We start from the raw sequence: 24,088 nt of genomic DNA on the forward strand, positions 1-24,088 counted from the left end.
ATGTTATCACCAATATCTAGACTTTCAATGCTTCAGTCTGTTAACGAAAAGCAACCAAGTTCTCAAGCTAGCAACAAAACTGTAATGCAAAACTTGACGGATGCTCTAGAAGAGTTATCCATGTCAAGAACTTTATTTGATAAAAAGGATAAAGACCTTAAGAATAAAGGATTAAGTAGTTTTATTGAAAGTAATCAAGAATTAAAAGATATCGTATCTAAAATAAAAAAAATAGAGAATATAAAGTGGGAGGATATCGAGGTTGCGTATAATAAAATCAGTTCTGAAATTGGGAAATATCAAATATTAAGACATCTACTAACACTGGATAACTTAAGTGCTGACATAATAATCTTAATTAATAAAAAGCTTAATGAACTCAAGAAAAAAAGAAAAAAAATTAGCTCTCTAGATAGATTAGACGATGCTATTACTGATGGAAAGCTTGATGGTATTAATGGTTTAATGTTGGCTGAGGTTTTTATCAGTTATCTAGAGTATGATGGACATGTTAGTGACTTTACTTATGAACTGTCAAAAAATTATCATGAATACAATACCTTGATGAAGGAATTATTTCGTTTGATTGGCTATGAGATTTTTTCAGAAAGCTATAAAAATGAAATGGAAAATTATATTTTTTTAAATGCTAAAAGGAGAGATATTCAACAAATATCTAGTGTATATGATGATTTGCTAACAGGTAAGTTTACTATTAACACAAATAATATTTCAGTTTCTGATTTTGTATATAAGATATTAAGTAATCTAGAGCTTGAAAAAATAGTTGATGTTTGTGATACCAATGAACTGATAAAGATAAGTAATTACTTTTCAAAGATCCCCAGCGGGTTGTTTTATAGCCAGACTGATAAGGATTTAGTGATTGCATTTTTTATAGATAAGGTAACCAGAGGATTTCTTGATCGTGGAATTAGATGACATACTGATGGATGATGGGGAGATAATCGAGATTGATGGAGTTTTTATATATAAGAATGACTATGCATATATAATTATAAGTAATTTCTCTTGTAGTGCATTGCCAAGTGTTAGCTTATATATAAATAATTCATATTATAAATGTTTTACGATAGACTCTCTTTCTGGGTATAGTTTATCAGATTTCAATAAAGGTGATTAGAGTTGAATTTTATTAAAATCAAAGGTGATATAGCTATAGTCATATTGATGTTTCTGATCATATCAATGCTATTAGTTCCGTTACCCCAATATCTTTTAGACATGCTAATCGCATTAAATATAACATTGGCTTTAATGCTATTTCTTTCATCTATCTTCATGAAAGATGTTCTAAGTCTATCTACTTTTCCTGCAATCTTATTGATAACGGCATTATTTCGACTTTCATTGTCTATAAGTACCACTCGTGCCATCTTAGTTGATGGTTATGCCGGTGATATTATTGAAACTTTTGGTGATTTTGTTATCGCCGGAAATATTGTTGTTGGGATTATTGTATTTAGTATTATAACCATTGTCCAATTTATTGTTATTACTAAGGGTAGTGAACGTGTTGCCGAGGTTTCAGCTAGATTTTCTCTTGATGGGCTTCCTGGCAAACAGATGAGCATTGATGCTGATGTAAGAGCGGGTAATATTACAGCAGAAGAGGCATTTACTAAACGGTCTATTCTTGGAAAAGAAACTCATCTTTTCGGTTCGATGGATGGTGCGTTGAAGTTTGTCAAAGGCGATGCAATTGCAGGTATTATTATTATTTTAGTTAACATAATTGGCGGTATTGCAATGGGAATGATTAACTATAATATGAGTTTTGCTGCTGCAAGTGAAAAATATACAATATTAACTATTGGTGATGGTCTTGTTGCCCAGATTCCTGCACTTTTAATCGCAATATCTGCAGGCTTTATTGTTACCAAAGCTGATAGCCAAAATGACAACTTAGGACAAGACATTTTTTCACAGATTGTCTCTGATAAGAAAGTATATATCTATATATCAATATTTACCTTTCTACTTTGTTTTATCCCTGGAATGCCGGTTGTCATTTTTTCTATTTTTTCAGTATTAAGTATGACTATGTTTCTCTTTTTGAATAAAAAAGACAATCAATCTTTAAAAATGAATGATAATTTTGATGACGTAGATTTTACTGTCGATGATAATGCAATCTCAACGGATGTGTTTGATGTTGATAATGCACTGCCAGAAATGGTTGTAATTATGCTATTGATGGATATCTCTCATAAGAATAGATTATTAGATCTGGATTTTCATAATAAATTCAAGTTGCACTTTTTCTACCAAAACGGTTTAACTTTACCTAAAATTCATTATAAATTTATAGAATTAAGTGATAAAAACATTGTACATTTATATGTTAACGAAGTTGAAGTATCTAAGGTTACATATTTACCTGAGTTTAGTCGAGTTGTAACCGGTTCTAATCTAGATAGTTTAAATGATAGCTTAACGAAAATTTATAATAATGGTGAGGATGAGGTTTGGTGTGAAAATAGTAATAAAGAAACGCTTTTAAACCTAGGACTTGTTAAGCATCTTATTTCAGCTGAAGAGCATGTTTATATTTCACTTTCTTCTGATTTATTAAAGAATGTAAAGGAATACTTTGGTATTCAAGAGGTTAAAAATTTAATTGATAAAGTAGAAGCCCATTATCCTGAACTAACGAAGGAGGTTTATCGTGCAGCACCAATACCACGATTGACTGAAATATTACAACGGTTAATTATTGAAAATATATCAATACGAAATATAAAGGTAGTTCTTGAAACGGTTGCTCAACTAGGGCAAAAAGAAAAAGATAACCTATTGTTATGTGAGTATATTCGAGGTTCTTTGTCAAGATATATTAGCGATAAATACAGTGTGGATAATATAATAAATGTAATATTAATTACACCACAGCTAGAAGAGCTTGTTCAGAGTTCAATAAAACAAACGAACTCAGGACCGAAGTTGTTATTAAGTCATGAGCAAAAGCAAATGATTTTTGAAAAATTAGATGTTGTTTTAGAACAAACAACACATGTGTCTTCAGATGTTGTCTTACTTTCTTCAGCTGATATTAGACGATATATCAAGAGTGCAATAGGTAGCCGATATCCAAGATTGGAGGTTTTATCTGTTGATGAAATATATGAATCAATTAAACTGAATACAATAGGAGTTGTATAATGTTAAGTAAAGAGTTACTAAAACAGACACTAATTAAAATGGGCGTTAACGAACAGTTAATTGAGGACTTTGATCTGCATTCGACAGTAGAGTTAGAGCTAAATACTAAATTCTCAATTTTTATTTCAGAAGTAGATGATAATGTTTGGATTTGGTCAAAGTTGAACTTTATGTCAACATATCATTTTGAAAACTATGCATTTGAAATATTAAAAATTATTAGTGAATTTAAAAGCTTCGTTATTGGTGGCCAATATAGTGTTGGACACTATGATGATATCTTTGAACTGAAAGCACTAGCTTCCAAAGATGCACTTATGGATGGTGATAACTTTTCTATATTATTAGAAACATTTTTTAATGATGCGAAAATGTTAGAAGAGCTTTGTGAATGAGTAGTAGTGTCCTCCAGCGCTGGTATAATGTTGTTGAAATGACAAATAATGTGATTGTCATTGAAACAGATGAAGCTTTTGTTGGTGAGTTTTGTGTAATTAGAATTAATAAAAATAAAAAGATATCTGGTGAGGTTATTTCATTTAAAAATAACCTAGCTTCGATATGTTTATTAGATGATGGTAAAGGTATCTCTAGTTCAACTAAAGTTGCACTAACGGGTAAGGTAAGAAGCATTGATATTACTCCATCTATACTAGGTAGTGTTATTGATGCTAACTTTAACATCATTACTAGGTTTGGATCTTCCGAGCAATTATTTATAAATACTTCACAAAGTTATCGAGAGGTTTCATCTGATGGAGTCTCTCCTTTAATACGATCTATTATTGATAAAAAGTGTATTACTGGAATTAAAGCAATTGATAGCTTACTTACTGTTGGTATTGGACAAAGAATAGGTATTTTTGCCCCTGCGGGTACTGGTAAGACAACACTACTAGTTTCTTTACTAAATGGTATAGAATCAGATATATATATATTGATATTGGTTGGGGAGCGAGGAAGAGAAGTCAATGAATTTATCTATTCTCTAATTCCAAATGAAATTAAGAATAAATGTATTGTGGTTTACTCAACATCAGATCAGTCTTCTATCTTAAGAAGAAATGCTGCATTAATTGGCATGACGATATCTGAATATTTTAGAGATGCTGGTTTTAATGTATTAGTTCTTTTTGACTCTATTACACGATATGCTAGGGCTCTACGTGAAATAGCTTTAGATGGTGGAGAGCACTCAAATGATAAATATCCATCATCGGTATATTCGAATATACCGAAAATTCTAGAAAGAGCTGGAAAAACAAAAAATGGTTCAATAACTGCTTTCTATACAATTCTACTAGAATCTGAAGATGACGATGATCCATTAGGTAATGAAGTGAAATCTATTATAGATGGGCATTTTTATTTAACTAATAAGTTATCGTCAAAAAATCATTATCCTGCAATAGATGTGTTGTCTAGTAAAAGCAGATTATTCGAAAGTCTTGTTTCAGATGATTTTAAAAGAGATGCATCTTTAATCAGAAATGCTTTATCTAAGTATCAAGAACTAGAGTTTTTAATTGATATTGGTGAATATAAAGCAGGTGTAAACAGAAAAAATGACAAGATTGTTGAAAATATAGATGAAATAAATTCGTTTTTAACTCAGGCTAATGATGAGTTTTTTAGTGAGAATGAATTAAATGAAAAAATGCAAATCATTACATCAAAACTTACATAAAATAATCAATCTGTATAGCGTAAGAATAGATAGCTTGCAACAAGATATTTTTAATAAGATCAATGTTCTTAACCAAAGAGAGTATAATTTAATTTTAAAAAAAAGGATCGGGAAGAAATTGCTAATTTGAATGTGTCTGACTTAGTTAGTAAGGTTAAAGATATAAATCAATATTATAAAATGAGATCCGACATTTCATTTTGGTTAAAAAAAAAGCAGTTGATTGATGTTGATATCATAGGGTTGGAATCTGAGATAAAAAAACATAAACAAGAATTACTTGAAATGGAAAATCAAATAAAGATTGTAAAGAAAAAAGAATATAAAATGAAGGCGGTACTTGATGAATTATATTGATAATAAAAGTATGTTTTCTGCTAATGTAGATATGTCAAAGACTGATATCTTGATACAAGAAAAGGAACAGGAACCATCAGAACTTGAGAGTTATAATAGCTCAATAGAGGATGCTGATTTTGTTAATTTGATTGTGTCAGAGATGAAGAAAAATTGGAAATTAGGAAACGGTGACTTTGCCGAAGTACTTAACAATCTATCCTTGGTATCAAAGAATGAACTAGTATCGAAATCAGCTAATACACTTAATGTGATGACTGAAATAGATTCTTTACCGGTAGATTTGAAGGATTCAGCTACAAATGATCAAGATGTTGAAGTAATAAGAAAGCAAAATAGTGAATCATCTATAGACCAATCAAGTAAAATCATTTCTAATCCAGTAAGTGTTAATGTGACTACTTTAAGTACTGATGCAAATATCTTAAATAAAGATGGTGTAGATGTTAGCTTTATAAATAAAACCACATTGGAATTCACTACAGTAGAAGCATCCAGTAAAATTCAGAATTTTAATTCTCAATTAGTTAATGATAAAGTGATTTTATCAGCAGATATTAAAATTGAAAATGAAAGTGTCACTGTCTCCACTAGGAGTGGAACTCTTGGAATAAAGGGAGAGTCTTTGTTTGTGAATGGACATGATGACTTCATAAGTAGTGCTAAAGAATACTTAAGTTTTAGTGACAATAAAGGATCAAAGGATAATAAGCAAAACAACCATCAAGATGAATCTGATGAAAAGGAACTATAATAATTGAATTTAAATAATTTTAAAAAACTTGATTTAAAAAAGGTTAATTCATTTTCAATTGATTATGAAATTCCTAGCTATGATCTATTTGATGGTGATTTTTTAAAATTGTCATTATCAAATGGATTAGAGATTCTTGTCGATTACTCAATATTAGTAAATCATTTTAACATATCACAAAATCTTGAAGAGCTAAGATTAGAAATACATGAACTTTTAATTGAATATATTAATCAATGTATTCCTGAAAATTTTTCCAAAGCAGAGTTAATTGTATCTCGTGTAAATTCATTTACAGGTTATATAGTAAGTCAAGGAAATTGTAATATTTTCTTTGAATCATTGTCAATTGATGTTTGTCAATTCTTTTTTGAAAAGAAAAATAAATCTATCTCTGATAAAGATAGGCTGAAAAATTTAATCTATATTGACTTTAAATTAGAGCTTGGATTTTTTTATTCCTGTTTAAAATTACAAAAAAATAGAGTTATTGATTTTTTCAAAGACTTTAATGTATTAATTGAGCATGAGCATGTCTGTTCATTTCATTTAGGAAAGAGAGAAATAATGTTAGTAAATAAAAATAGTGATAATTTATCACATACAGTTGGTGATGTTTTACTCAGTGATTTATCAGAAGTTGAAGCGAAGTTTTCAATTTCATTAGGAGATATTTCGATGAAGTTTTCTGAGTTAGAGCAACTATATGTTGGATCATTTTTAGACATATCTAAACTTTCTGTGGCTGAAGTTAAAGTGATGAATAATTCAAATGTAATAGCTTTAGGTGAGTTAGTGGTCAACGAGAATGGAAAATTATTTATTGAGTTAAAGGAAGTCTATTGAAATGATAGCTTTTGGTTCAGAAAGTAGTGAACTACTTTTAATTATAAAGTTATTTATTCTTGGAATGGTTCCTTTTCTTATTGCTGGAGGGACATGTTTTATTAAGTTTACAGTGGTGTTTTCCCTTTTAAAAAATGCCATTGGTATTCAACAAATACCAACGAACTTAACTACAAATGCCATTGCATTAATGATGACACTTTTTGTTATGTATCCAGTTTATGATAATGTATTTACCTATATAAAAGATAATGAGGTCATATTAGATGACTCTAAGTCTGTTGATGGATTTCTTGTAAATGGATTGGCTAGTTATAAAAATTATTTAATAAAATATTCCGATAAAGAACTAGTTAGTTTTTTTTCTAATTTAAATGCTAATCGGCAAGAAACCACTGATGAAAACTTTTCATTTATTAGTTATCTTCCTGCTTATGCATTAACAGAAATAAAATCTGCTTTCGAAATTGGTTTTTATCTCTATCTTCCATTTGTCATAATTGATCTTATTGTTTCAAATATATTGTTAGCTTTAGGTATGATGATGATGAGTCCGGTGACAATATCATTACCGATAAAGCTTATTTTGTTTGTTGCTATTGATGGATGGTCTAGAGTTTCACAAGGGCTAATATTGCAATATTTCCAATGAATGAACTAACATATTTTTCAAATAAATCAATCTATTTAGTATTACTAATATCACTTTATCCAATATTAGTTGCTACTATTGTTGGTTTGTTTGTTGCCTTAATTCAAACCGTTACTCAGATTCAAGAACAAACACTTCCGTTTGGAGTAAAGCTTATCGCTACATCGTTATGTTTGTTGTTAATGTCTAATTGGATGGCCAGTAAAATAATAATTTTCTACAATGAAATATTGATGATGATTCTTGGTGTATAAATGGACTTTTTCTCAATATTTCAAGCGATTGCGATTATTTTACTTCGTGTTTTACCTGTTTTCTTATTTTTACCAGTATTCTCATCATCGACAATTTCTAATAAATATGTTCGCAGCGCCTTTGTTTTTATATTTTGCTTACCATTTATAAATGTAGTGAATGTGGAAGATCTTGTTGATAAAAATGTATTTTCATTTTTTTTACAAGAGTTAATAATTGGTTTGTCAATAGCAATACCTGCTGCATTACCATTTTGGGTTGCCAATACAATTGGTGAGATAATTGATAACCAACGAGGGGCAACAATTAGTAATACAATAGATCCCTCTGTTGGTGTTGAAACTTCACCATTATCTAGTTTCTTTATCTATATGACTAATGTTATATACTTATTCTCACCAGGAATTATGATATTAATTTTATCTATAAGTAAAAGTTATACATCAATACCTATTGGTGGGGATTTTTCACTTGACTTAGAAACTTTAAAAAATATCATATCGGTAATAGATCTTAGTTTATTATCTGGCTTTATTTTTGTTTTACCTGTGTTGTCATCAATGTTTTTAAGTGAATTGTTTTTAGGCGTACTTTCTAGATACTCTCCCCAGATGAATACATTCTCACTTTCTTTGACAGTGAAAAGTTTTATTGGTATTGGAACACTATTTCTGTATTTTTCAATCAATTTTGAAAGTTATATAATGGAGTTTATTTTAAATGAATATTAATAATAGCCTTACTCCAGTAGAGCTGCATAATTTAGTCTATGAAGAAAATAAAAACATTAGAGAATTTTCAGAAATATATGAGAGTTTATTAAGAGAATATCCAGATGGAGAGGAGGTCATTAAAGCTGCTTGGATGATGAGTTCGACGACAAGTGCAAGTTTTGAGGCTTTTAAAGAATTTATTTTTAGCAATACTGATTCTGAAATAGATGAGGATTAATTATGTTAACATCATTATCTATCCAGGATGATTGGTATAAATCACTTGTTTTAGAAATTTTTGATAATTTATCTATTGAACTTGTTGATAGTAAATTATTAGATATCGAAAACATTGATACTGTGGTCTTGGATTTTTCACTTGATTTCTGCAATAAACTTTATGATATTTTGATAAAAAACAATGATCCTAATGATATAAAAATACATTTAATTGCATTGAAGTTAGCAGCATATCATCCAAACTTTATTTTGGAGAATATATTAAGATGTGATCCTGAGTTTCTTCTGAAACGACCATTGTTATCAATTTTATTTTATAGTAGATACAATCTTTATCGATATCCAATACTTAGAGAAAATTATGAAAGAAACATTACAAGATGAAGTATTACTAAAGCAAATATCAGACCTGGTTATTGAAAATAGTAATGATCTTACTTTTGTTAATAGTAAAGATGATTTTTTTATTGATTTGAATTTTGATTCAATATCTTATATAAATTTAATATGTGATATTGAATCTTCTTTTGATATATCTATATCTGTGAATGAAATAGAGGATGGTTTAAGAAATATAGAAGATATCTTTCATTTATTAAAGAGAGATCGTTGAGGTGTCAGAAACTACAGAAGAAAAAACAGAACAACCCACAGAAAAAAAACTAAAAGATTCTCTTGAGGAGGGACAATCTTTTAAATTTAAAGAATTAATATATGTGGTTAATTTTCTGTCTGTCATTGCTTGTTTGTATTTTATTAATATAAAGTCTTTAATTGATTTGACTTTAACCAGTGATCTTAATCTGAACTTTTTGAAGGCTTATTTTGAAAATGCTAAATATGAAATATTTCTGGCGTTTTTTTTGCCTATTATAATGTCTATTATTTCAGTTTTAATTTCTAGTATGTTTCAAACAAAATTTACACTAGCATTTAAATCATTAAAGTTTGATGTTTCTAAGCTGAATCCAATCTCTGGATTTAAAAATATTTTTTCAGTGAAGACAATAATTGAGTTGATTAAGTCAATTGTTGTTCATATTGTTGGTGTGTCTTTTGTTATATTTTATTTTTTTTCATTAGGACCAGATGTTTTTCGAAGTATTTTTCTGAAAAAAAGTGAAATAATATCATACCTTTTTGATAGCATTGTTATTTTTGCTATCCTTGCCATGTTAGTTATATTCTTGTTTGTACTGCCATTTGCTTATTTTGAATACAGAAACTTTATCAGTGATTTAAAGATGACTAAACAGGAAGTCAAACGTGAACAAAAAGAACAAAATGGCTCGCCTGAAATCAAAGGTAAGCGGATGGAGCTTCATAGAGAGTTACTTTCTGAGCAGGATATTTCTGATATAAAGAGATCTAGTGTCATTTTAGCTAACCCAACACATATAGCTATTGGTGTCTATTTTAATCAGGAGCACTCCCCGATACCTTTTGTTTCTATTAAATGTATAGAGAATAAGGCAAAGCAAGTATTTGAAGTGGCTAAGTTAAATCAAATTCCGATTATAAGAAATAAAGATTTAACTAGAGCTGTATACGCTAAAAATGAAAGATATTCATTAATTATAGATGATAATTTAATTAAGGTTCTTTATCTTCTGCATTGGTTGGAAAATATTGAATATAAAAAAGAGTATTATGATGAATACGATGTTGGAGTATGGTGGTAAGATAAAGATTTCTGAAGATGTATATATTCCGAGGTCGATACTTATTGATCATAGATCTTTTACTTTTCAAGAAAGATTGTTTATATATTTTTGGGCTAGTCGAGCTCTTGATAATAAATTTTATTTTACTTATCAACAGTATATGAATTTTCGTGACTTCCCTGATATTAGTGGAAGGAATAACCTTAGAACATTATTAAAAAGAATGAAGCAAAGAGAGCTACTCGATTACAGTAAAATTGAGGATGGCTATGTAGTTACGTTTGATCAATCCTTCTCGATGAGTGATCCATTGCTGTTTAAATTTAAAGCATCAACAATTAATTCACTATCTATATTACAGCTTCGTTTATTGGAGATTATTTATGTAATGAGTTCATATTCTTTTTGTTTTTCTATTTCTTTGGTTAGACTGTTAAATTTATTAGGTGTTGGATGTAAAGCTGATTCAACTGCGATAAGGTATTTCCATAGTGTAGTAAAACCATCTTTAATCAAATTATCGAATATAGACACTATGAGAATAAAATGTGAGATGTTAGATGGGATGGTTAAAATATATGTACTAAAACTTGATTGATTTTATTCGGTTTTTATTTTTAATAAGTTAGTTGGCCTTCAAAGTGATAATTATATTATGAGCCTTTCAAAAGATAAAATTTATTTATTGTCGTTATTACCTACGGTGTTTATTTCACCTACATTGCTTGCTGAGGATGTTAATCCATTTTCTTTTAGATTGAAAGGTGGCTATCAGTGGGCTATGGATGACAAATATACAGGTTCAATGCCCAATGATAATATTTGGGGGGGGGAGTTAGGATGGCAGTTTTCTCCTGGCTGGAGTTTTGAGCTTGGCTATCAAAGTCATGAACAGTTAATAGCAAATAATTCATCGATTAATATTAAGACTCAGCTATTTGAAAGTGCGATACGCAATGATTGGTATCTGAAAAATAATTTTAGTCTATATAGCCGTCTTGGATTAGTTTATTGGGATCTGGATAAAGAGCAAAGTGCTCTTCCAAAGATGAGAGCTGATGGCTTCTCTCCTTTCGGTGAGTTAGGTATATCTTATCATCTCATTGAAAATCTTAGTTTATCTGCTGGCTATCAATATATTAATAGCATCGGCGATTCTTCAGTTGGTAAATATGATAGTCAGTCAATTTTGATTGGCTTGAGATATCATTTTGGTGGGGAAGGAAAATCAACTACAGAGTATGTGCTTTCTCACTCTGATGACGATGCTTATGACATAGAGACTCTTCCTATTCTTTTCACTCAACCATCTATTATTGATGAAATATTTTTTGATTATAACTCATCAGAATTAAATGAATTTATCGATTTGACGGAAATTTCATCTTTATTAAACTCATATGAACAAGCTAGAGTTGTAATTGTTGGTCATTCAGACTCTATTGGTTCTAGTAAGAATAATCAAATTGTTTCAGAGCGAAGAGCAGAAGCTGTAGAAAATAAACTGTTAAAATTAGGTGTTAATCCTATACAAATAAAAACTTTCGGTGAGGGAGAACATAAACCCTTCTATGATAATAAAACCGTTGAAGGAAGATCTAAAAATCGACGTGTTGAGATCACTATCCAAAGTTTTGATTATTATAAGTAGGTTTTATGAAAACAATTAAATTATTTTATTCTCTGCTAGTATTAGCTTTTTTGTTTGGTTGTAATTCAGAAGGGGCATTTTCTGAACCTGATTTACAATTGGTTAGAATCGATATCATGGCCTCACCAATTGTTACGAATGGTACTAGTGATTTAACCATTCCAGTTGGAGTCAAGCAAGGGTTTGTTGCTATCGGTTATTTTTCTGATGGAACCTCAAAAAAACTCACAGATTTAAATGTGAGTAATTGGCATTCTAGTGATAATAGTGTTGCTGTTTTTAGTGAAACTGGATTTCTATTAGGTACTGATATTGGCCTTGCTACTGTTACTGCTTCTAAAGATGGAATTGTAAGTAATGCACTTGATGTCAATGTTACACCGGCAATCATTACCAGCATTACGCTAACACCATCATCAGTAGCAATTGCTAAAGGTCAAGAGCAACAACTGGTAGCAACGGCTATTTATAGTGATGCAACCTCATCAAATATAACTGATAGTGTGGTTTGGGAGTCTTCTGATCTAAGTGTCGCTACAATAACCCCTGCTGGTATACTAGCAGGGGAGGATATTGGTACTTCAGTGCTGATTGCATCTAAGGATGGAATGATGAGTAATTCCGTTAATGTTGATGTGACTGCAGCTGTTATTACGAGTATTACAATAACTCCACCATTAGTCACGATCACTAAAGGTCAAAAGCAACAGTTAGTCGCTACAGCAATTTATAGTGATAAAACTTCATCTGATATTACTAATTCAGTTAATTGGATGCCTTTAAAGCCTGCAATTACTACAGTAACAAATAACGGGCTACTAACAGGACAAGAGGTTGGTAATACAATAGTTATTGCTATTAAAGATAGTGTTGTTAGTAATTCAATTCATGTTGATGTAACGGATGCAACAATTACTAGCATTACTATAACACCTCCTTCTATTACTGTACCCAAAGGTCAACCTCAGCAGTTAACTGCAACTGCAGCCTACAATGATCATACATCATCAGACATTACTGATACAGTTAGTTGGATCCCATTAAATCCTGCAATTGCTACGGTTACTCCTGATGGAAAATTAGTTGGTCAAGCGGTTGGTCATACAACAATAACCGCTTCCCAAAATGGGATTATCAGTAATACGGTTAATATAGAAATTACTGCAGCAATTATTACTGATATTGTGGTGAGTCCTGCAAGTGTTACCCTTGCTAAAGGGCAAGATCAACAGTTAGTGGCAATGGCAAATTACACTGATGCCAGCTCTTTGGATATAACCAATACGGCTACTTGGTTTTCCTTTGATTCAGCGATTACCACAGTAACCAATACAGGGTTGTTATCTGGAAGTAACATCGGTAATACATTGGTAAGCGCCTCTATGGATGGTGTTACCAGTGCTTTAATTGATGTTGAGGTATCTCCTGCGATTATTACTGACATTACGATTTTGCCAGCTTCTATTAGCATGGTTAAAGGTAAAACTCAGCAACTAGTAGCAACCGCAACCTATAGTGATGCAAGTTCCTCCGATATAACGAGTTCATCGGCTTGGGATGCTTTGAACACCTCAGTTGCTGTTGTTGATCCATCAGGTTTGCTATCAGGAGTTCAGGCTGGGCAGACGAAGGTGATGGCTTTTAAACAAGAAGTAACCAGTAATGAAATCAATATCAATATCTGCGATGATTTAGCTGGATCATGTTTGGATATTTTCGATACCGGTGGTGGAGTTTTATTTACCAATTCACCAAGTTTACCTTATTTGGAGAGTATTGGTGGCAGTCCATATACTGATTTATTTCTACAGACTAGTACATCTGGTCCAGATGGAGTTATGCTTTTATTTACGTGGCAACAAGCAAATCAATTATGTACCACATATAACAATAAAAACCTTGCTGGTCGTAGTAATTGGCGCTTAGCAACGCTTGCTGAATTATCAACATTATATACCAATAATTCTCCTAATATGTTTGTTACACGTGGTTGGCCGATAGGATCGATGCAGTGGACTACAACAGCTAACGGATCTAGCTATTATCTCTTCGATCTCAAGGATGGAAGTTCCCAAGATCTTCCACCAATGGATTATTATACTCATTTTGCATCTTGTGTTTCTGAGCTTTGATTTGCACATTTAAAATGTTTATCAACGAGTGGCGTGTGATTGCACGCTACTCAAATCAAGGCTGAGCACACTACTGCTGCATATACCGCATTATCACCCAGCGCTAAAAGTATTAAGAATACTTCTCTTGTTGAGCTGTAGATTTTAATTACATTAAAAATTTCTTTTTTCTGCATCCAATCGATTGTTTCTAGGTAAACGCGTCATAAACCCCACATTCTAATCAATCTCGGTACGCCCTAAGATCAAACCTCAAACTACAAGGAGATCTGAAATGGCAAAGCGGCGTACCGACCAAGAATGGCAAACCCTGTTCGAGCAATACGAATCCAGTCAACTCTCTCAGCGTGTGTTCTGCGAGCGCCATGATCTGAGTCTTTCGACCTTCTACGCAAAGCGTCAACAATTGCATTGCTCTGGGCAATCTCAAGCAGGTGGCTTTATCAAAGCGGAAGTCGTTGAAAAAACGACACGCTACCAGATGACTCAAACACCGATTGCCAACATGACATTATTTATTAATGACGTTGAACTCAGCATCCCCCAGGGAACACCTGCCTCGTATCTGGCAGAGTTAATCGGAGCACTGTCATGAAACGAATGCTGAGTGCTCCGAATGTTTACCTGTATCGGGAGTTTGTGGATTTTAGAAAGTCCATCAATGGTCTGGCGGCGATTATTGAATCTGAAACCGACTTACCATTAGGAAGCGGTGCGCTGTTCCTGTTTATCAATAAACAACGCGACAAAATCAAAGTCTTGTATTGGGATAAAACGGGCTTCGCTCTGTGGTATAAAAGATTGGAAAAAGCCAAATTCAAATGGCCCACTCAAGAGAAAAAACAGGTATACACCCTGACTCAATTTGACTTAGACAGACTGTTATCGGGCTTCACGATAATCGGCCATAAACCGATAAAAATAGACAATATTACAATGAGTTAATCTCGATAAAAGTCAGTTACACCAAGCCTTAGAGTGGCGTTTTTAGTATAATAAATGCCATGAAAAAGACGCCCGATATTAACCCAGAAAGCCAAGACATCGCCGAGCTTCAAGCTATGGTGAAAGCGTTGATGTCGGAGAAAAAGGAGTGGCAACAAGAGCGCCAATCCTTAATTGAGCAATTTAAGCTCGCTCTTGACCGCCAGTTCGCCAAACGCTCAGAAGCGTTAAAACCTTATAATGAAGCACAGGGTGACCTCTTCAATGAAGCGGAATGCGAAGCCGCTAAAGCTGAAGAGGAAGTTGTCACGACAACGACGACCACAAAACGCCGTGGTAAACGTCAACCACTGCCTAAAGACTTACCGCGTGAAATCCTCGTACTTGACCTTGATGAGCATGATAAGCAATGTCCTTGCTGTCAGCACACTCTCCATAAAGTCGGTGAAGACCGCAGTGAAAAGCTGGAGTTCACGCCAGCGGTGTTAAAAGTGTTGGAGGTTGTCCGCCCTAAATACGCTTGTCGTCAGTGCGAACAAAAAGCAGAGACGAGCCGTATTCACCAACAGCCTGCTCCAAAGAGCATCATCCCCAAAAGCTTCGCCACTGAAAGCCTGCTTGCCAACATTATCCTCGGTAAATATCAGTATGCGCTACCGCTGTACCGCCAGGAAACCCTGTTCACCCAGTCGGGTATCGAGTTATCGAGAACCACGATGGCAAGATGGGTAATCCAGGTGAGTGAAAAGTTCAAACCGCTTTATCAAGCATTAAAAGCACACTTACTTGAGCAAGTGGCGGTTCATGCTGATGAGACACCGCTCAATGTGCTCAAGGAAGACAAGCAATGTTACATGTGGCTATACTGCTCGGGGGCTGACTCGCCCGAAGCTACACTCCCTGACATGAAAAACATCGTCTTGTTCGACTATCAAAACAGTCGTGCGAGAGCTTGTCCCGTGGGCTTCCTGGGCGACTACTCAGGTTATCTGCAAAGTGATGGCTACGGTGCTTATGACGGATTAACCAAAGTTACCAATGTCGGCTGCTTCGCTCACGCACGTCGTAAGTTCATGGATGCGAAGAAGCTTCAAGGCAAAGGAAAATCAGGTAAAGCGGATGTGGCGTTAGCAAAAATCCAAAAGCTGTATGCACTTGAATCCCGATTAAAACTCGCTTCGGTCGAAGAACGTTGGTCTGAGAGACAATCCAATGCTAAACCCATGCTAGATGACCTCTATGACTGGTTAACCACGCAAAAAGTCATCGAATCGAGTCCTCTTGGAAAAGCCATCAAGTACACCCTGGGTCAGTGGCCTAAGCTGATACGCTATGTTGAAGATGGGCATTTATCTATCGACAACAACCGAGCGGAACGCGCAATTAAGTCATTGGTTATTGGGAGAAAAAACTGGTTGTTCGCCAACAATCCCAATGGTGCAGATGCCAGTGCGTTACTATACAGCATCATCGAGACAGCAAAAGCTAACGGGCTAATACTCTACGATTACATGGTGAAATGTATGAAAGAGTTGGCAAAGTCAGAGCCTGATATCGACTCACTGCTTCCTTGGAACTTCTCACATTAAAACTCGAACGCCCCGTGGGATCATGGGGCGGATACGTTTCTAGCGTCTCATTTCACGAACTTTCCCTCCCATTAAGGAGAACGAATGAACCGCTATCGTGTGATAACCAACCTACTACTATTGGCCGCTAGTACATCTGCAGTGGCTGCAGTACCAATGGATTTAAATGTTACTCATCAACCTAAAGATGGGGTGATTAATGTCTACGGCCCTGGTGGTCCAGATACTGCATTACGTCATGCTGCCCAAGCTTTTACTGAGCAAAGCGGGGTGCCCGTTAATATTATTGCTGGACCAGAATCCAAATGGAGCCTAGAAGCACAGAAAAATGCAGATTTGCTCTTTGGCTCATCAGAGCAATCGATGAGTGCTTTTGCTGAAACGTATCCCTTTATTAATCATCAAAACATTGAACCCATCTATTTGCGTAGAGCGGTTATCGCCGTGCCTAAAGGCAACCCGAAAGGAATCACAGCCGGGCGAAACGAAAGGTGATGGGGTCAACAATGTTTGGCATCTAATTACTCAATGAGGAAAGTGTGAGCATAGATAAACATGCGATAGGTTTACTGCTCTCCCAAGTAGCGCTTCGAGACCGAAAGGCTTTCGAAGCGCTCTATCAGTTAACCAGTTCAAGGCTCTATAACGTAATTTTGCCTATTGTCGGAGATGAACACCTTGCAGCAGATATTTTGCAAGAAGGGTTCGTTAAGCTTTGGGTTAGTAATTACTTACATCCCGTAGACTACCCATGGGCTTGGCTTTGCCAGTGTATGAGAAATCTTGCGATTGATGAAATTCGGAAACGAGGACGTCGTAGTGAAGAGTCACTGGAGAATTTGATAGAGCGAGGATCTCATACAGCAGAAAGCTTATCCGATCAGCACTTGAGCCGATGTTTGCTGACTCTTACAGAGGAAAAGCGAAGTGCGATAGTTTTAGCATATCAATATGGGATGAGCCACCAAGAAATCGTAAAGCATGCTAATACACCGTTAGGAACCGTAAAATCATGGATCCGCCGCGGCCTGCAGGAGTTGAAACAATGTCTGAGTCATTAAAAAGCGGCCGTTATTTGAATGCCCTATTACGCGATAGATTGGCAGCAGAATATGTATTAGGTACACAAACTAATTTAGTTAAATGCCGTATGGAAAGTTTGTTCCATTCGGATCCAACGTGGTGGGAGCATATCGAGCAGTGGCAACAATATTTATCTGATTTTAATCCTGCTACTCATGTTCAGGTTTCGGCGAGCTATTTTAAACCACCACCGAAGCGAGTTTGGAAGCGTATTTGTGAGCGCACTCAATTGTTATCTAAACCTTCACCTCGTTTGCGTTGGTGGTGGCTACCGGTCGGAATGAGCATGTCATTGTTGGTTGGGATATGGGGGCAAAATATCATGTTGTCAATTCCAACAGTGATCGAAGCTACTCAGATACAGCCTATCGCTTACTTCGCAATGATGTCATCCGAAAATCAGCGTGATGCCTTTGCATTAGTCGCTTATCAAGGTGATAAACCTGGGCAATCCAGTCTACATATGCAGCGTAATCTTAGCGTTGAACCTATTTCGCTTGCACAAGAAATGGTATGGATGAGAGATAAAAATACGGGTGAACTACAATTGATTGATAGCTTGCAAAATCTCAACCAAGCGCGTTATCTCTCTCCTAGCGAATGGCAAGCACTTAAAAACAGTTCAGAGTTATTGGTCACGATCAATAATGATCCACACAGTCTGATTTTATATCGTGGACATTGTATTGAGTTAGGTTCTTAAACTGGTTTTGTGCTGGATTAAGAGAGCCTTGGATGAGCAAGGCTCTCTATAAATTAAGACATTATATAATGTGTTGAAATGATTTACCGGTTAGCAGGGGGGGGAACTTTAATGGTTTTTTGCTCCCTTAATAACCATCATCAAACTTGAAACTTACTGACCACACTATGTAGCTGAGCGGCTAAAGAATTCAGCTCGTTGCAAGCTTCGGCCATTTGTTTCGCGCCTGAGGTGACCTCTTCTGAAGCATTTGTAATATTAATTACGTTACGATTGAGTTCTTCACTCACAACGCCCTGTTCTTCAGTTGCAGTTGCAATCTGAATCGTCATATGGGAGATACTGTTAACAGAATCACTAATCTCAGCAATCGCAGAGCCTGCGGCTTTAGCGGTATTGACGGTTTCGGACATCATTTCTTGACTTTGTTGCATGGTGGATTCAGCTTCGTTAGCTCGCAGTTGCAACTCAGAAATAATCCCATGGATCTGTGTCGTTGAGTCTTGTGTTCGCTTCGCCAGAGTTCTTACTTCATCCGCAACAACGGCAAAACCACGGCCTTGCTCACCTGCTCGGGCTGCTTCAATTGCTGCATTAAGAGCAAGTAAGTTGGTTTGCTCAGCAATGCCTTGAATAACTTCAAGAACGAGGCCAATATTACGGCTATCACTACTTAATTGATTGATGACGGAGGCTGTTTCCTCAACCGTTGTCGCAACCTTTTCAATTTTTACAATGGAATCATTCACGATGTTTCCACCGTCAACAGAGGTTGAACTGGCTGAAGCCGCAGAGTTAGCGGCATCACTGGTATTACGAGCCACTTCTTGTACTGTGGCTTGCATTTCATTCATTGCTGTAGCCAGTTGATTGAGCTCATGCTGCTGAGAGTTCATATTTTGCGCTGACTGCTCAGCAACCGCACTAATCTCTTCTGCTGCGGCACTTAACTGAGAAACCGATCCTAAAACTTCATTAACCAATACCTGCAAGCTGACTTGCATCTCATTAACGCCTTGCGCGAGCTTACCCAATTCATCCTCTGAAAAAAGCTGCATATCCAGTTTGTGAGTTAGATTACCAGCGGCTACTTGATGAATTTGTTTCAATAACAACATGATCGGGTTGCGAATTTGACCAATTAATAACCAAGCAACCACCACTACAAAAATAATTGCAAAACCGCTAATTGTCATACCAAGAATTTTATTGGTTTGATAAGAGTCTGCAATTTGTTTGGCCAATTGGTTCGCAAAAGAATCATTTTCGTGGCGTAGTGTAAAGCTATCCGTTCCCGCTTTCTCTAACGCTTGCATAGACTGATGTTTAATTAGTGATATGACTTGGTCGATATTATTATTTTTAATTTCATTATTGATTGAATTTTGAATTGAAAAATAATTATTAGCGGCTGAGCTCAGTTCTAAAAAAATCTTATGTTCTTGTTCTGATGAAAATGGTAGCGTTTTATAATTACGCTCTGCAGTTTCATATTGATGCCGTGCTTGCTCAAAATTTTTGGTACTTTGAGTGAGAGACTCCAGATCATTACTCATTGCATCCAGTACCATACGTAGCTGAGCTCGGCGTGCATCTAATAGCGCGACATGCATTTGGCTTGACGATCGAATGGAAGGAACAACGTTATTGGTGACTTCACCAAAGGCTTGATTAAGGTTCGCTTGTTGAGCACTATTAAACCAAGATAATCCGATGATAAGTAATGTCAGTGCTAAAAATGTAGCGATAAGTTTGTGACCGATAGTCATTTTTTTGAACATAAGTGATCCAGTAAGTTAAGTATTGCACTCTATACCCTTCCTACTTGAAGCTGCAGCGGTGTTAGCTACGTTCGTTCATCCCAATCACATAGTTTGTCTATGCTCATGGGGACTCACTCGCTTGCCGCCTACCTGCAACTCCAAGTTGTTTGGGTATATAAACTATCTTACTGGAGTTTAATTTCCCTGTTTCCTCTCAGTAAGCCACCATAAAAATCAACATTGTCTTGCGTGATCTCTATTATCCTCTTCCTAATTGAAGCTGCAGCAGTGTTGGCTACGCTTGTTCACCCCAATCACATAGTTTATCTATATTCATGGGGAGTCACTCACTTACTGCCTACCTGCAACGCCAAGTGGTTTGGGTATAGCAAATTCCATTCATAAAAAGATGCGCGATATTGATATTAGCATAATCCCAAAAGCTAGATATAGCTGAGATGATCAAACTGACTTTATTTTTTGATGCGTTTTAGATTGAGGATATGAAGTGTGAGGCGTTAGTTAATTTTTAAATAAATCCATATGTTTTTTTTGCTGTGGCTATTTATTTAATTATATTTATACTCTGGCGCTGTAGTCATTTTCCTACCTATTGGTGGTAAAATTAAAAGCAGCATTCCATAAGTTAGCTTATATTGATATTTACTCTAAATGAGGTGTTGGCGACCCCCATATTAATTTATCGATATGGGCCGCCAACACCGTGGCAACTTTAAGTCGGAAGGGTATAACCCATCCGTTACGCACGATGAGTTACTGGGATGCACTCTCTTGGCGTGCCAAAAGTTTCGCTCTTAGCTCTGCCATCATATCTTTTGACCCCATTTTTTCTGCTTGACTGGCTGCGAAAGTAGAGGCTTTAACTTTGCTTGCTGCTTTTTCTTGAGATTGTGCCTTATTGGCTTGATCAAGCGCTTTACCATCAATTGTTGCCCACACCTTTACCTGAGGGCTTGAAAGTGATGGAGGTAGTGGTGGTGGTGGTGGTGGTGGTGGTGGTGCTAGCGGAGCGGTGGTAGTCGACGTTACCGTAGGAGTGGATGGTTGAGAGTTAGACTCGGCCTGTGGTTTAGCTTGCGCTGCTACAACAGGTTGAGGTTGCACTTTTTTCTTTGGTGCAACGGGACCAGCTCCTAATTTTTCATTTAAGAGTCTTTTAAATTCTGCCCTACTTTTTTGTTGTTCAGGCGTTGATCGTGCGCCTGTCTCAACTTGTGGTCTTGGGGTGCTCATTGTACTAGGTTCGTTTGAGCCACCATTAAATAAGGCATGGTGATTACGAGCTCCCCTGACCGGCAAACGCGTTGGCGTATTTTTACTTTCTGCCGCTTTAGATTCAAATAGCGCTGTTAGGCTACTTACTTTACTACTTACGTTCAAAAAACACCTCATATTTTAGTGTGTTCAATAATATTGTTACAGTGGGATTATTAGGTAAATGTTTTTTACTTGAATTTATTTAATAATGTGAAGAATTTTAAGTTGCACGCTGTTTTTAAAATAATAAATTATACCCCATAATTTGATTGCCACAAAGTGAATTAAAGTGAACTTCAAAATCGATTATATGATTAATTTTCAATCAATAGGTTGATTTTGTTGCTTATGTTATATTTGATGATAAATTTAACAATGCTTAGATATGTTAATGATTCAGCTTGATTGATTATTGTTTTTATTATATTGGATTGATGGTTTTTGTGCCTTGAACTGAAGATTTTTCAGATATATATATTGTGGCAGTGTCTCTATTTAATAAACCTTTTTTTTCAATGGAAGTAATAACTGGTGTTGCTATTTGCTTTTGTAAATGTATATTCCAGCCATCTAAGTGTTCATCAAACTTTAAAAAAGCAAAGCCATATGTGTTTTGTATTACTTTTTTAGACTCTTTATCTTTATAGTAGCCATAGTCATTGAATTCAATTAATGAGTATATTCCTTCCCCATGTTCAATATTTTTATCATTGTACTGCTCTTGCTCTTTACCGCCTTCTACATGGCGAACTCTCAATGTATCTGGATATATTTTATCTATAACGAATGTACAACCACTAAAGGCTGGAGTAAACACATAAATAGGATGTATTGATAAATCAGGTTTAATAGGTATGTCAACATAGCCTCCTTGAGGCACCCAATAAGCCATTATTGATTTGTTTTTATCTGGAATATCTCCAGCATAGGTATCAACAATTTTCAGTGCTGAACATGTATTATTGAAGGTTTTTATTGTTGTGGCTGTAAATATTTGTATTTCTCTTACTTTACTAGAAAGCTCTGCCTTAATTTGTGAAGAGTATTTTAAAAAATTAGCAGATATAAGGCTCATAACAATAGGGTTACATGAAAATCGTTCGCCTGATAATGTTTTGTCAGGGTGTACATATGCTATGCTCCGTGTTGTATACTTATTGTTTGATACGGTGGTGATTATTTGATTTGCTTTTTTTTGAATGGTGTTAATATATGGAGCTGTAGAGGTGTTAGCAATGTTTTTTATTTCTTTGGCTAACCAAGTTGAAGTATATTGAGTCATTGTGTGAGTGTTTGAAATTGAACTTTTTTCAATACTAAATGGTAAGAATGTCGGTGTGTGAAATATTTTATGTAAGTAGATGTTTATAATTGTCTCTATATTAAATGATTAAGCGTTATCGCTGTTGATCATTTAACTCATAGTTTAAATATTTAACTTTATCTTCATTGAAAACTCTGCAGATTAACTTGTTTTTTACGCTTTCCCAATCAGGCGACTTTTCTAAAGCATGGATAGTTACGTCTGTAGCTAATTCATTAGTCTCTTTATCGTAAGGCTCATAGAATTTTACCTCTTGCATTCCATAAGCTTCAGAAAACTTTAATGATAAATATAATTCAAGTAAAAATGCTTGTTTTTCATTTAAGCTCTGTTCATAGTGACCAGATATACGGATAACTTCAAGGTGCTCTTCTCTCTGGTGAAGATATCCAGCATAGTATACTGGCTCTCCATTTGCTATGGATGGATGACTATATCGTTCGCTCCAATCAATATACTGAGAGTTCGAAAATGAATTAATTAAGTCTTTATTATAATGGTTCTTCATTCCAGTATTGAGCATCATTGATACAGTTAAAACAAATATTCGATGTTCACCTACAGGTAAAGGACAATTAAGTTCTTGATCAAGATTTTCATAAGCTGGATTTATAAATCTTTCATTGTCTCTAAGGTAGAGTGGATATTGAAACTTACAATTTCTAGGAATCAGTGATTTAATACTTTTTTCTTTTGCCTGTTGTATCAATTGTTGCTGTGATGGTGTAAATAAATCTTCTTGCAATGCTTCAGTAAATTTACTTGCATCTGATGATGAGGTAGATAGGCCTTGTGATTTTTTAACGAAACCCTCTTTCATTCTAACTAGCAGGTTACCTCTATTGGTTCGAGTGACTTGACCATGTTTAATTTCATAGCTACGCCCATCATCTAGTCTGAAATTTCCTTGATCATGATGTTGGTCCATTATTTTTAAACAATCGCTTGCTTGCTCAGAAGTGACGATAATATTTTTAACGGCTTTTATCTGCTTTGCGAATTCGAATTTATCAAACGTATCTTTTGGATTTAAATTATTATTGATCGCATGGGTTTGATGACTACTTGAAACATTCATGGTTTGTCTCTATCTTTAAGTTGTTTAATGTTATGACCAATTCGAAACTGTATGATATTTTTGGTTTTTATAGTGTTACTTATAAAAGTAAAGATAGATTTAGTGTTGTTATTTATATGTGATCGATGTTGAACATCAACTTTGGGTCTATTTTTACCAAAGTTGATGCTTTTTATTATAATGCACATGAA

At 34.7% G+C, this 24,088-nt stretch carries 26 protein-coding genes; 22 read left to right on the forward strand and 4 right to left on the reverse strand.

Features of this window, described 5'->3' with window-relative positions:
- The 22 genes from G7083_RS07225 (at position 1) to G7083_RS07335 (ending at position 18,454) form a co-directional block, all read left to right on the forward strand.
- Positions 1-942 carry a hypothetical protein gene (locus G7083_RS07225; RefSeq protein ID WP_166014170.1) on the forward strand — a complete coding sequence of 314 codons (942 nt, stop codon included), beginning with the start codon at positions 1-3 and terminating at the stop codon, positions 940-942.
- A gap of 204 nt (positions 943-1,146) precedes the next feature.
- On the forward strand, positions 1,147-3,183 hold the full coding sequence (gene sctV / locus G7083_RS07230) for a type III secretion system export apparatus subunit SctV (protein ID WP_166014171.1): 2,037 nt from the start codon (positions 1,147-1,149) through the stop codon (positions 3,181-3,183).
- Positions 3,183-3,578, forward strand: a complete 396-nt coding sequence (locus tag G7083_RS07235) for an SPI-1 type III secretion system chaperone SpaK (protein WP_166014172.1) — start codon at positions 3,183-3,185, stop codon at positions 3,576-3,578. Before sctV ends, G7083_RS07235 begins: the two co-directional genes overlap by 1 nt.
- A complete protein-coding gene (locus tag G7083_RS07240; protein WP_166014173.1) occupies positions 3,575-4,870 on the forward strand; it encodes a FliI/YscN family ATPase in 1,296 nt (431 codons plus the stop codon). Before G7083_RS07235 ends, G7083_RS07240 begins: the two co-directional genes overlap by 4 nt.
- A 132-nt stretch (positions 4,871-5,002) precedes the next feature.
- A complete protein-coding gene (locus G7083_RS07245) occupies positions 5,003-5,227 on the forward strand; it encodes a hypothetical protein (RefSeq protein WP_166014174.1) in 225 nt (74 codons plus the stop codon).
- The gene (locus G7083_RS07250) at positions 5,214-5,981 is read left to right on the forward strand and encodes a hypothetical protein (protein ID WP_166014175.1); all 768 of its coding nucleotides are present in this window, start codon (positions 5,214-5,216) and stop codon (positions 5,979-5,981) included. Before G7083_RS07245 ends, G7083_RS07250 begins: the two co-directional genes overlap by 14 nt.
- Positions 5,982-5,984: 3 nt before the next feature.
- A complete protein-coding gene (locus G7083_RS07255; RefSeq protein ID WP_166014176.1) occupies positions 5,985-6,827 on the forward strand; it encodes a FliM/FliN family flagellar motor switch protein in 843 nt (280 codons plus the stop codon).
- Between the two features lies 1 nt (position 6,828).
- The gene (locus G7083_RS07260) at positions 6,829-7,479 is read left to right on the forward strand and encodes an EscR/YscR/HrcR family type III secretion system export apparatus protein (protein WP_166014177.1); all 651 of its coding nucleotides are present in this window, start codon (positions 6,829-6,831) and stop codon (positions 7,477-7,479) included.
- Between the two features lie 254 nt (positions 7,480-7,733).
- Positions 7,734-8,465 carry a type III secretion system export apparatus subunit SctT gene (gene sctT / locus G7083_RS07270; protein WP_166014179.1) on the forward strand — a complete coding sequence of 244 codons (732 nt, stop codon included), beginning with the start codon at positions 7,734-7,736 and terminating at the stop codon, positions 8,463-8,465.
- On the forward strand, positions 8,455-8,685 hold the full coding sequence (locus tag G7083_RS07275) for a hypothetical protein (protein WP_166014180.1): 231 nt from the start codon (positions 8,455-8,457) through the stop codon (positions 8,683-8,685). Before sctT ends, G7083_RS07275 begins: the two co-directional genes overlap by 11 nt.
- 2 nt (positions 8,686-8,687) lie before the next feature.
- Positions 8,688-9,071, forward strand: coding sequence for a hypothetical protein (locus tag G7083_RS07280; protein WP_166014181.1), 384 nt, complete (start codon positions 8,688-8,690; stop codon positions 9,069-9,071).
- Entirely contained in the window at positions 9,049-9,300 is a 252-nt protein-coding gene (locus G7083_RS07285; protein ID WP_166014182.1) for an acyl carrier protein, read from the forward strand. The genes G7083_RS07280 and G7083_RS07285 overlap by 23 nt, the downstream gene beginning before the upstream one ends.
- Before the next feature lies 1 nt (position 9,301).
- Positions 9,302-10,369, forward strand: a complete 1,068-nt coding sequence (locus G7083_RS07290; RefSeq protein ID WP_166014183.1) for an EscU/YscU/HrcU family type III secretion system export apparatus switch protein — start codon at positions 9,302-9,304, stop codon at positions 10,367-10,369.
- Positions 10,338-10,949 (forward strand): hypothetical protein, encoded by a 612-nt coding sequence (locus G7083_RS07295; protein ID WP_166014184.1) that lies wholly within the window; start codon positions 10,338-10,340, stop codon positions 10,947-10,949. Before G7083_RS07290 ends, G7083_RS07295 begins: the two co-directional genes overlap by 32 nt.
- Positions 10,950-11,006: 57 nt before the next feature.
- A complete protein-coding gene (locus tag G7083_RS07300) occupies positions 11,007-12,002 on the forward strand; it encodes an OmpA family protein (protein ID WP_166014185.1) in 996 nt (331 codons plus the stop codon).
- Positions 12,003-12,007: 5 nt separating this feature from the next.
- The gene (locus G7083_RS07305) at positions 12,008-14,134 is read left to right on the forward strand and encodes an Ig-like domain-containing protein (RefSeq protein WP_166014186.1); all 2,127 of its coding nucleotides are present in this window, start codon (positions 12,008-12,010) and stop codon (positions 14,132-14,134) included.
- Between the two features lie 274 nt (positions 14,135-14,408).
- Positions 14,409-14,729 (forward strand): IS66 family insertion sequence element accessory protein TnpB, encoded by a 321-nt coding sequence (locus G7083_RS07310; RefSeq protein ID WP_166013944.1) that lies wholly within the window; start codon positions 14,409-14,411, stop codon positions 14,727-14,729.
- Positions 14,726-15,079 (forward strand): IS66 family insertion sequence element accessory protein TnpB, encoded by a 354-nt coding sequence (gene tnpB, locus G7083_RS07315; RefSeq protein ID WP_166013945.1) that lies wholly within the window; start codon positions 14,726-14,728, stop codon positions 15,077-15,079. Before G7083_RS07310 ends, tnpB begins: the two co-directional genes overlap by 4 nt.
- Positions 15,080-15,138: 59 nt before the next feature.
- Positions 15,139-16,668 carry an IS66 family transposase gene (locus G7083_RS07320; RefSeq protein ID WP_166013947.1) on the forward strand — a complete coding sequence of 510 codons (1,530 nt, stop codon included), beginning with the start codon at positions 15,139-15,141 and terminating at the stop codon, positions 16,666-16,668.
- Between the two features lie 84 nt (positions 16,669-16,752).
- Positions 16,753-17,163, forward strand: a complete 411-nt coding sequence (locus G7083_RS07325) for a substrate-binding domain-containing protein (protein WP_166014187.1) — start codon at positions 16,753-16,755, stop codon at positions 17,161-17,163.
- A gap of 44 nt (positions 17,164-17,207) precedes the next feature.
- Complete coding sequence (locus tag G7083_RS07330) at positions 17,208-17,729, forward strand: RNA polymerase sigma factor (protein ID WP_166013931.1); 522 nt, start codon at positions 17,208-17,210, stop codon at positions 17,727-17,729.
- Positions 17,714-18,454, forward strand: coding sequence for a hypothetical protein (locus G7083_RS07335; protein WP_166014188.1), 741 nt, complete (start codon positions 17,714-17,716; stop codon positions 18,452-18,454). The genes G7083_RS07330 and G7083_RS07335 overlap by 16 nt, the downstream gene beginning before the upstream one ends.
- A gap of 140 nt (positions 18,455-18,594) precedes the next feature.
- Here the strand turns inward: G7083_RS07335 and G7083_RS07340 are convergent, their stop codons facing one another.
- From G7083_RS07340 to G7083_RS07355, 4 genes are all read right to left on the reverse strand, one after another.
- Positions 18,595-20,235, reverse strand: a complete 1,641-nt coding sequence (locus G7083_RS07340; RefSeq protein ID WP_166014189.1) for a methyl-accepting chemotaxis protein — start codon at positions 20,233-20,235, stop codon at positions 18,595-18,597.
- A 756-nt stretch (positions 20,236-20,991) separates the two neighbouring features.
- Positions 20,992-21,618: a hypothetical protein gene (locus tag G7083_RS07345; protein WP_166014190.1), complete on the reverse strand. Its 627-nt coding sequence runs from the start codon at positions 21,616-21,618 to the stop codon at positions 20,992-20,994.
- A 298-nt stretch (positions 21,619-21,916) separates the two neighbouring features.
- Positions 21,917-22,777, reverse strand: coding sequence for a hypothetical protein (locus G7083_RS07350; protein ID WP_166014191.1), 861 nt, complete (start codon positions 22,775-22,777; stop codon positions 21,917-21,919).
- A 115-nt stretch (positions 22,778-22,892) separates the two neighbouring features.
- Positions 22,893-23,897: a hypothetical protein gene (locus tag G7083_RS07355; protein ID WP_166014192.1), complete on the reverse strand. Its 1,005-nt coding sequence runs from the start codon at positions 23,895-23,897 to the stop codon at positions 22,893-22,895.
- Positions 23,898-24,088: the final 191 nt, after the last annotated feature.

The organism is Vibrio sp. HDW18, assembly GCF_011306175.1.
GTDB classification, from domain to species: Bacteria; Pseudomonadota; Gammaproteobacteria; order Enterobacterales; family Vibrionaceae; genus Vibrio; species Vibrio chanodichtyis.

What these genes read in the sequence shown, in the direction of transcription:
- G7083_RS07225 (WP_166014170.1), top strand. Translation starts at nt 1, where the DNA reads ATGTTATCACCAATATCTAGACTTTCAATGCTTCAGTCTGTTAACGAA.
- G7083_RS07235 (WP_166014172.1), top strand. Translation starts at nt 3,183, where the DNA reads ATGTTAAGTAAAGAGTTACTAAAACAGACACTAATTAAAATGGGCGTT.
- G7083_RS07240 (WP_166014173.1), top strand. Translation starts at nt 3,575, where the DNA reads ATGAGTAGTAGTGTCCTCCAGCGCTGGTATAATGTTGTTGAAATGACA.
- G7083_RS07250 (WP_166014175.1), top strand. Translation starts at nt 5,214, where the DNA reads ATGAATTATATTGATAATAAAAGTATGTTTTCTGCTAATGTAGATATG.
- G7083_RS07260 (WP_166014177.1), top strand. Translation starts at nt 6,829, where the DNA reads ATGATAGCTTTTGGTTCAGAAAGTAGTGAACTACTTTTAATTATAAAG.
- sctT (WP_166014179.1), top strand. Translation starts at nt 7,734, where the DNA reads ATGGACTTTTTCTCAATATTTCAAGCGATTGCGATTATTTTACTTCGT.
- G7083_RS07275 (WP_166014180.1), top strand. Translation starts at nt 8,455, where the DNA reads ATGAATATTAATAATAGCCTTACTCCAGTAGAGCTGCATAATTTAGTC.
- G7083_RS07280 (WP_166014181.1), top strand. Translation starts at nt 8,688, where the DNA reads ATGTTAACATCATTATCTATCCAGGATGATTGGTATAAATCACTTGTT.
- G7083_RS07285 (WP_166014182.1), top strand. Translation starts at nt 9,049, where the DNA reads ATGAAAGAAACATTACAAGATGAAGTATTACTAAAGCAAATATCAGAC.
- G7083_RS07295 (WP_166014184.1), top strand. Translation starts at nt 10,338, where the DNA reads ATGATGAATACGATGTTGGAGTATGGTGGTAAGATAAAGATTTCTGAA.
- G7083_RS07300 (WP_166014185.1), top strand. Translation starts at nt 11,007, where the DNA reads ATGAGCCTTTCAAAAGATAAAATTTATTTATTGTCGTTATTACCTACG.
- G7083_RS07305 (WP_166014186.1), top strand. Translation starts at nt 12,008, where the DNA reads ATGAAAACAATTAAATTATTTTATTCTCTGCTAGTATTAGCTTTTTTG.
- G7083_RS07310 (WP_166013944.1), top strand. Translation starts at nt 14,409, where the DNA reads ATGGCAAAGCGGCGTACCGACCAAGAATGGCAAACCCTGTTCGAGCAA.
- tnpB (WP_166013945.1), top strand. Translation starts at nt 14,726, where the DNA reads ATGAAACGAATGCTGAGTGCTCCGAATGTTTACCTGTATCGGGAGTTT.
- G7083_RS07320 (WP_166013947.1), top strand. Translation starts at nt 15,139, where the DNA reads ATGAAAAAGACGCCCGATATTAACCCAGAAAGCCAAGACATCGCCGAG.
- G7083_RS07325 (WP_166014187.1), top strand. Translation starts at nt 16,753, where the DNA reads ATGAACCGCTATCGTGTGATAACCAACCTACTACTATTGGCCGCTAGT.
- G7083_RS07335 (WP_166014188.1), top strand. Translation starts at nt 17,714, where the DNA reads ATGTCTGAGTCATTAAAAAGCGGCCGTTATTTGAATGCCCTATTACGC.
- G7083_RS07340 (WP_166014189.1), bottom strand. Translation starts at nt 20,235, where the DNA reads ATGTTCAAAAAAATGACTATCGGTCACAAACTTATCGCTACATTTTTA.
- G7083_RS07350 (WP_166014191.1), bottom strand. Translation starts at nt 22,777, where the DNA reads ATGACTCAATATACTTCAACTTGGTTAGCCAAAGAAATAAAAAACATT.
- G7083_RS07355 (WP_166014192.1), bottom strand. Translation starts at nt 23,897, where the DNA reads ATGAATGTTTCAAGTAGTCATCAAACCCATGCGATCAATAATAATTTA.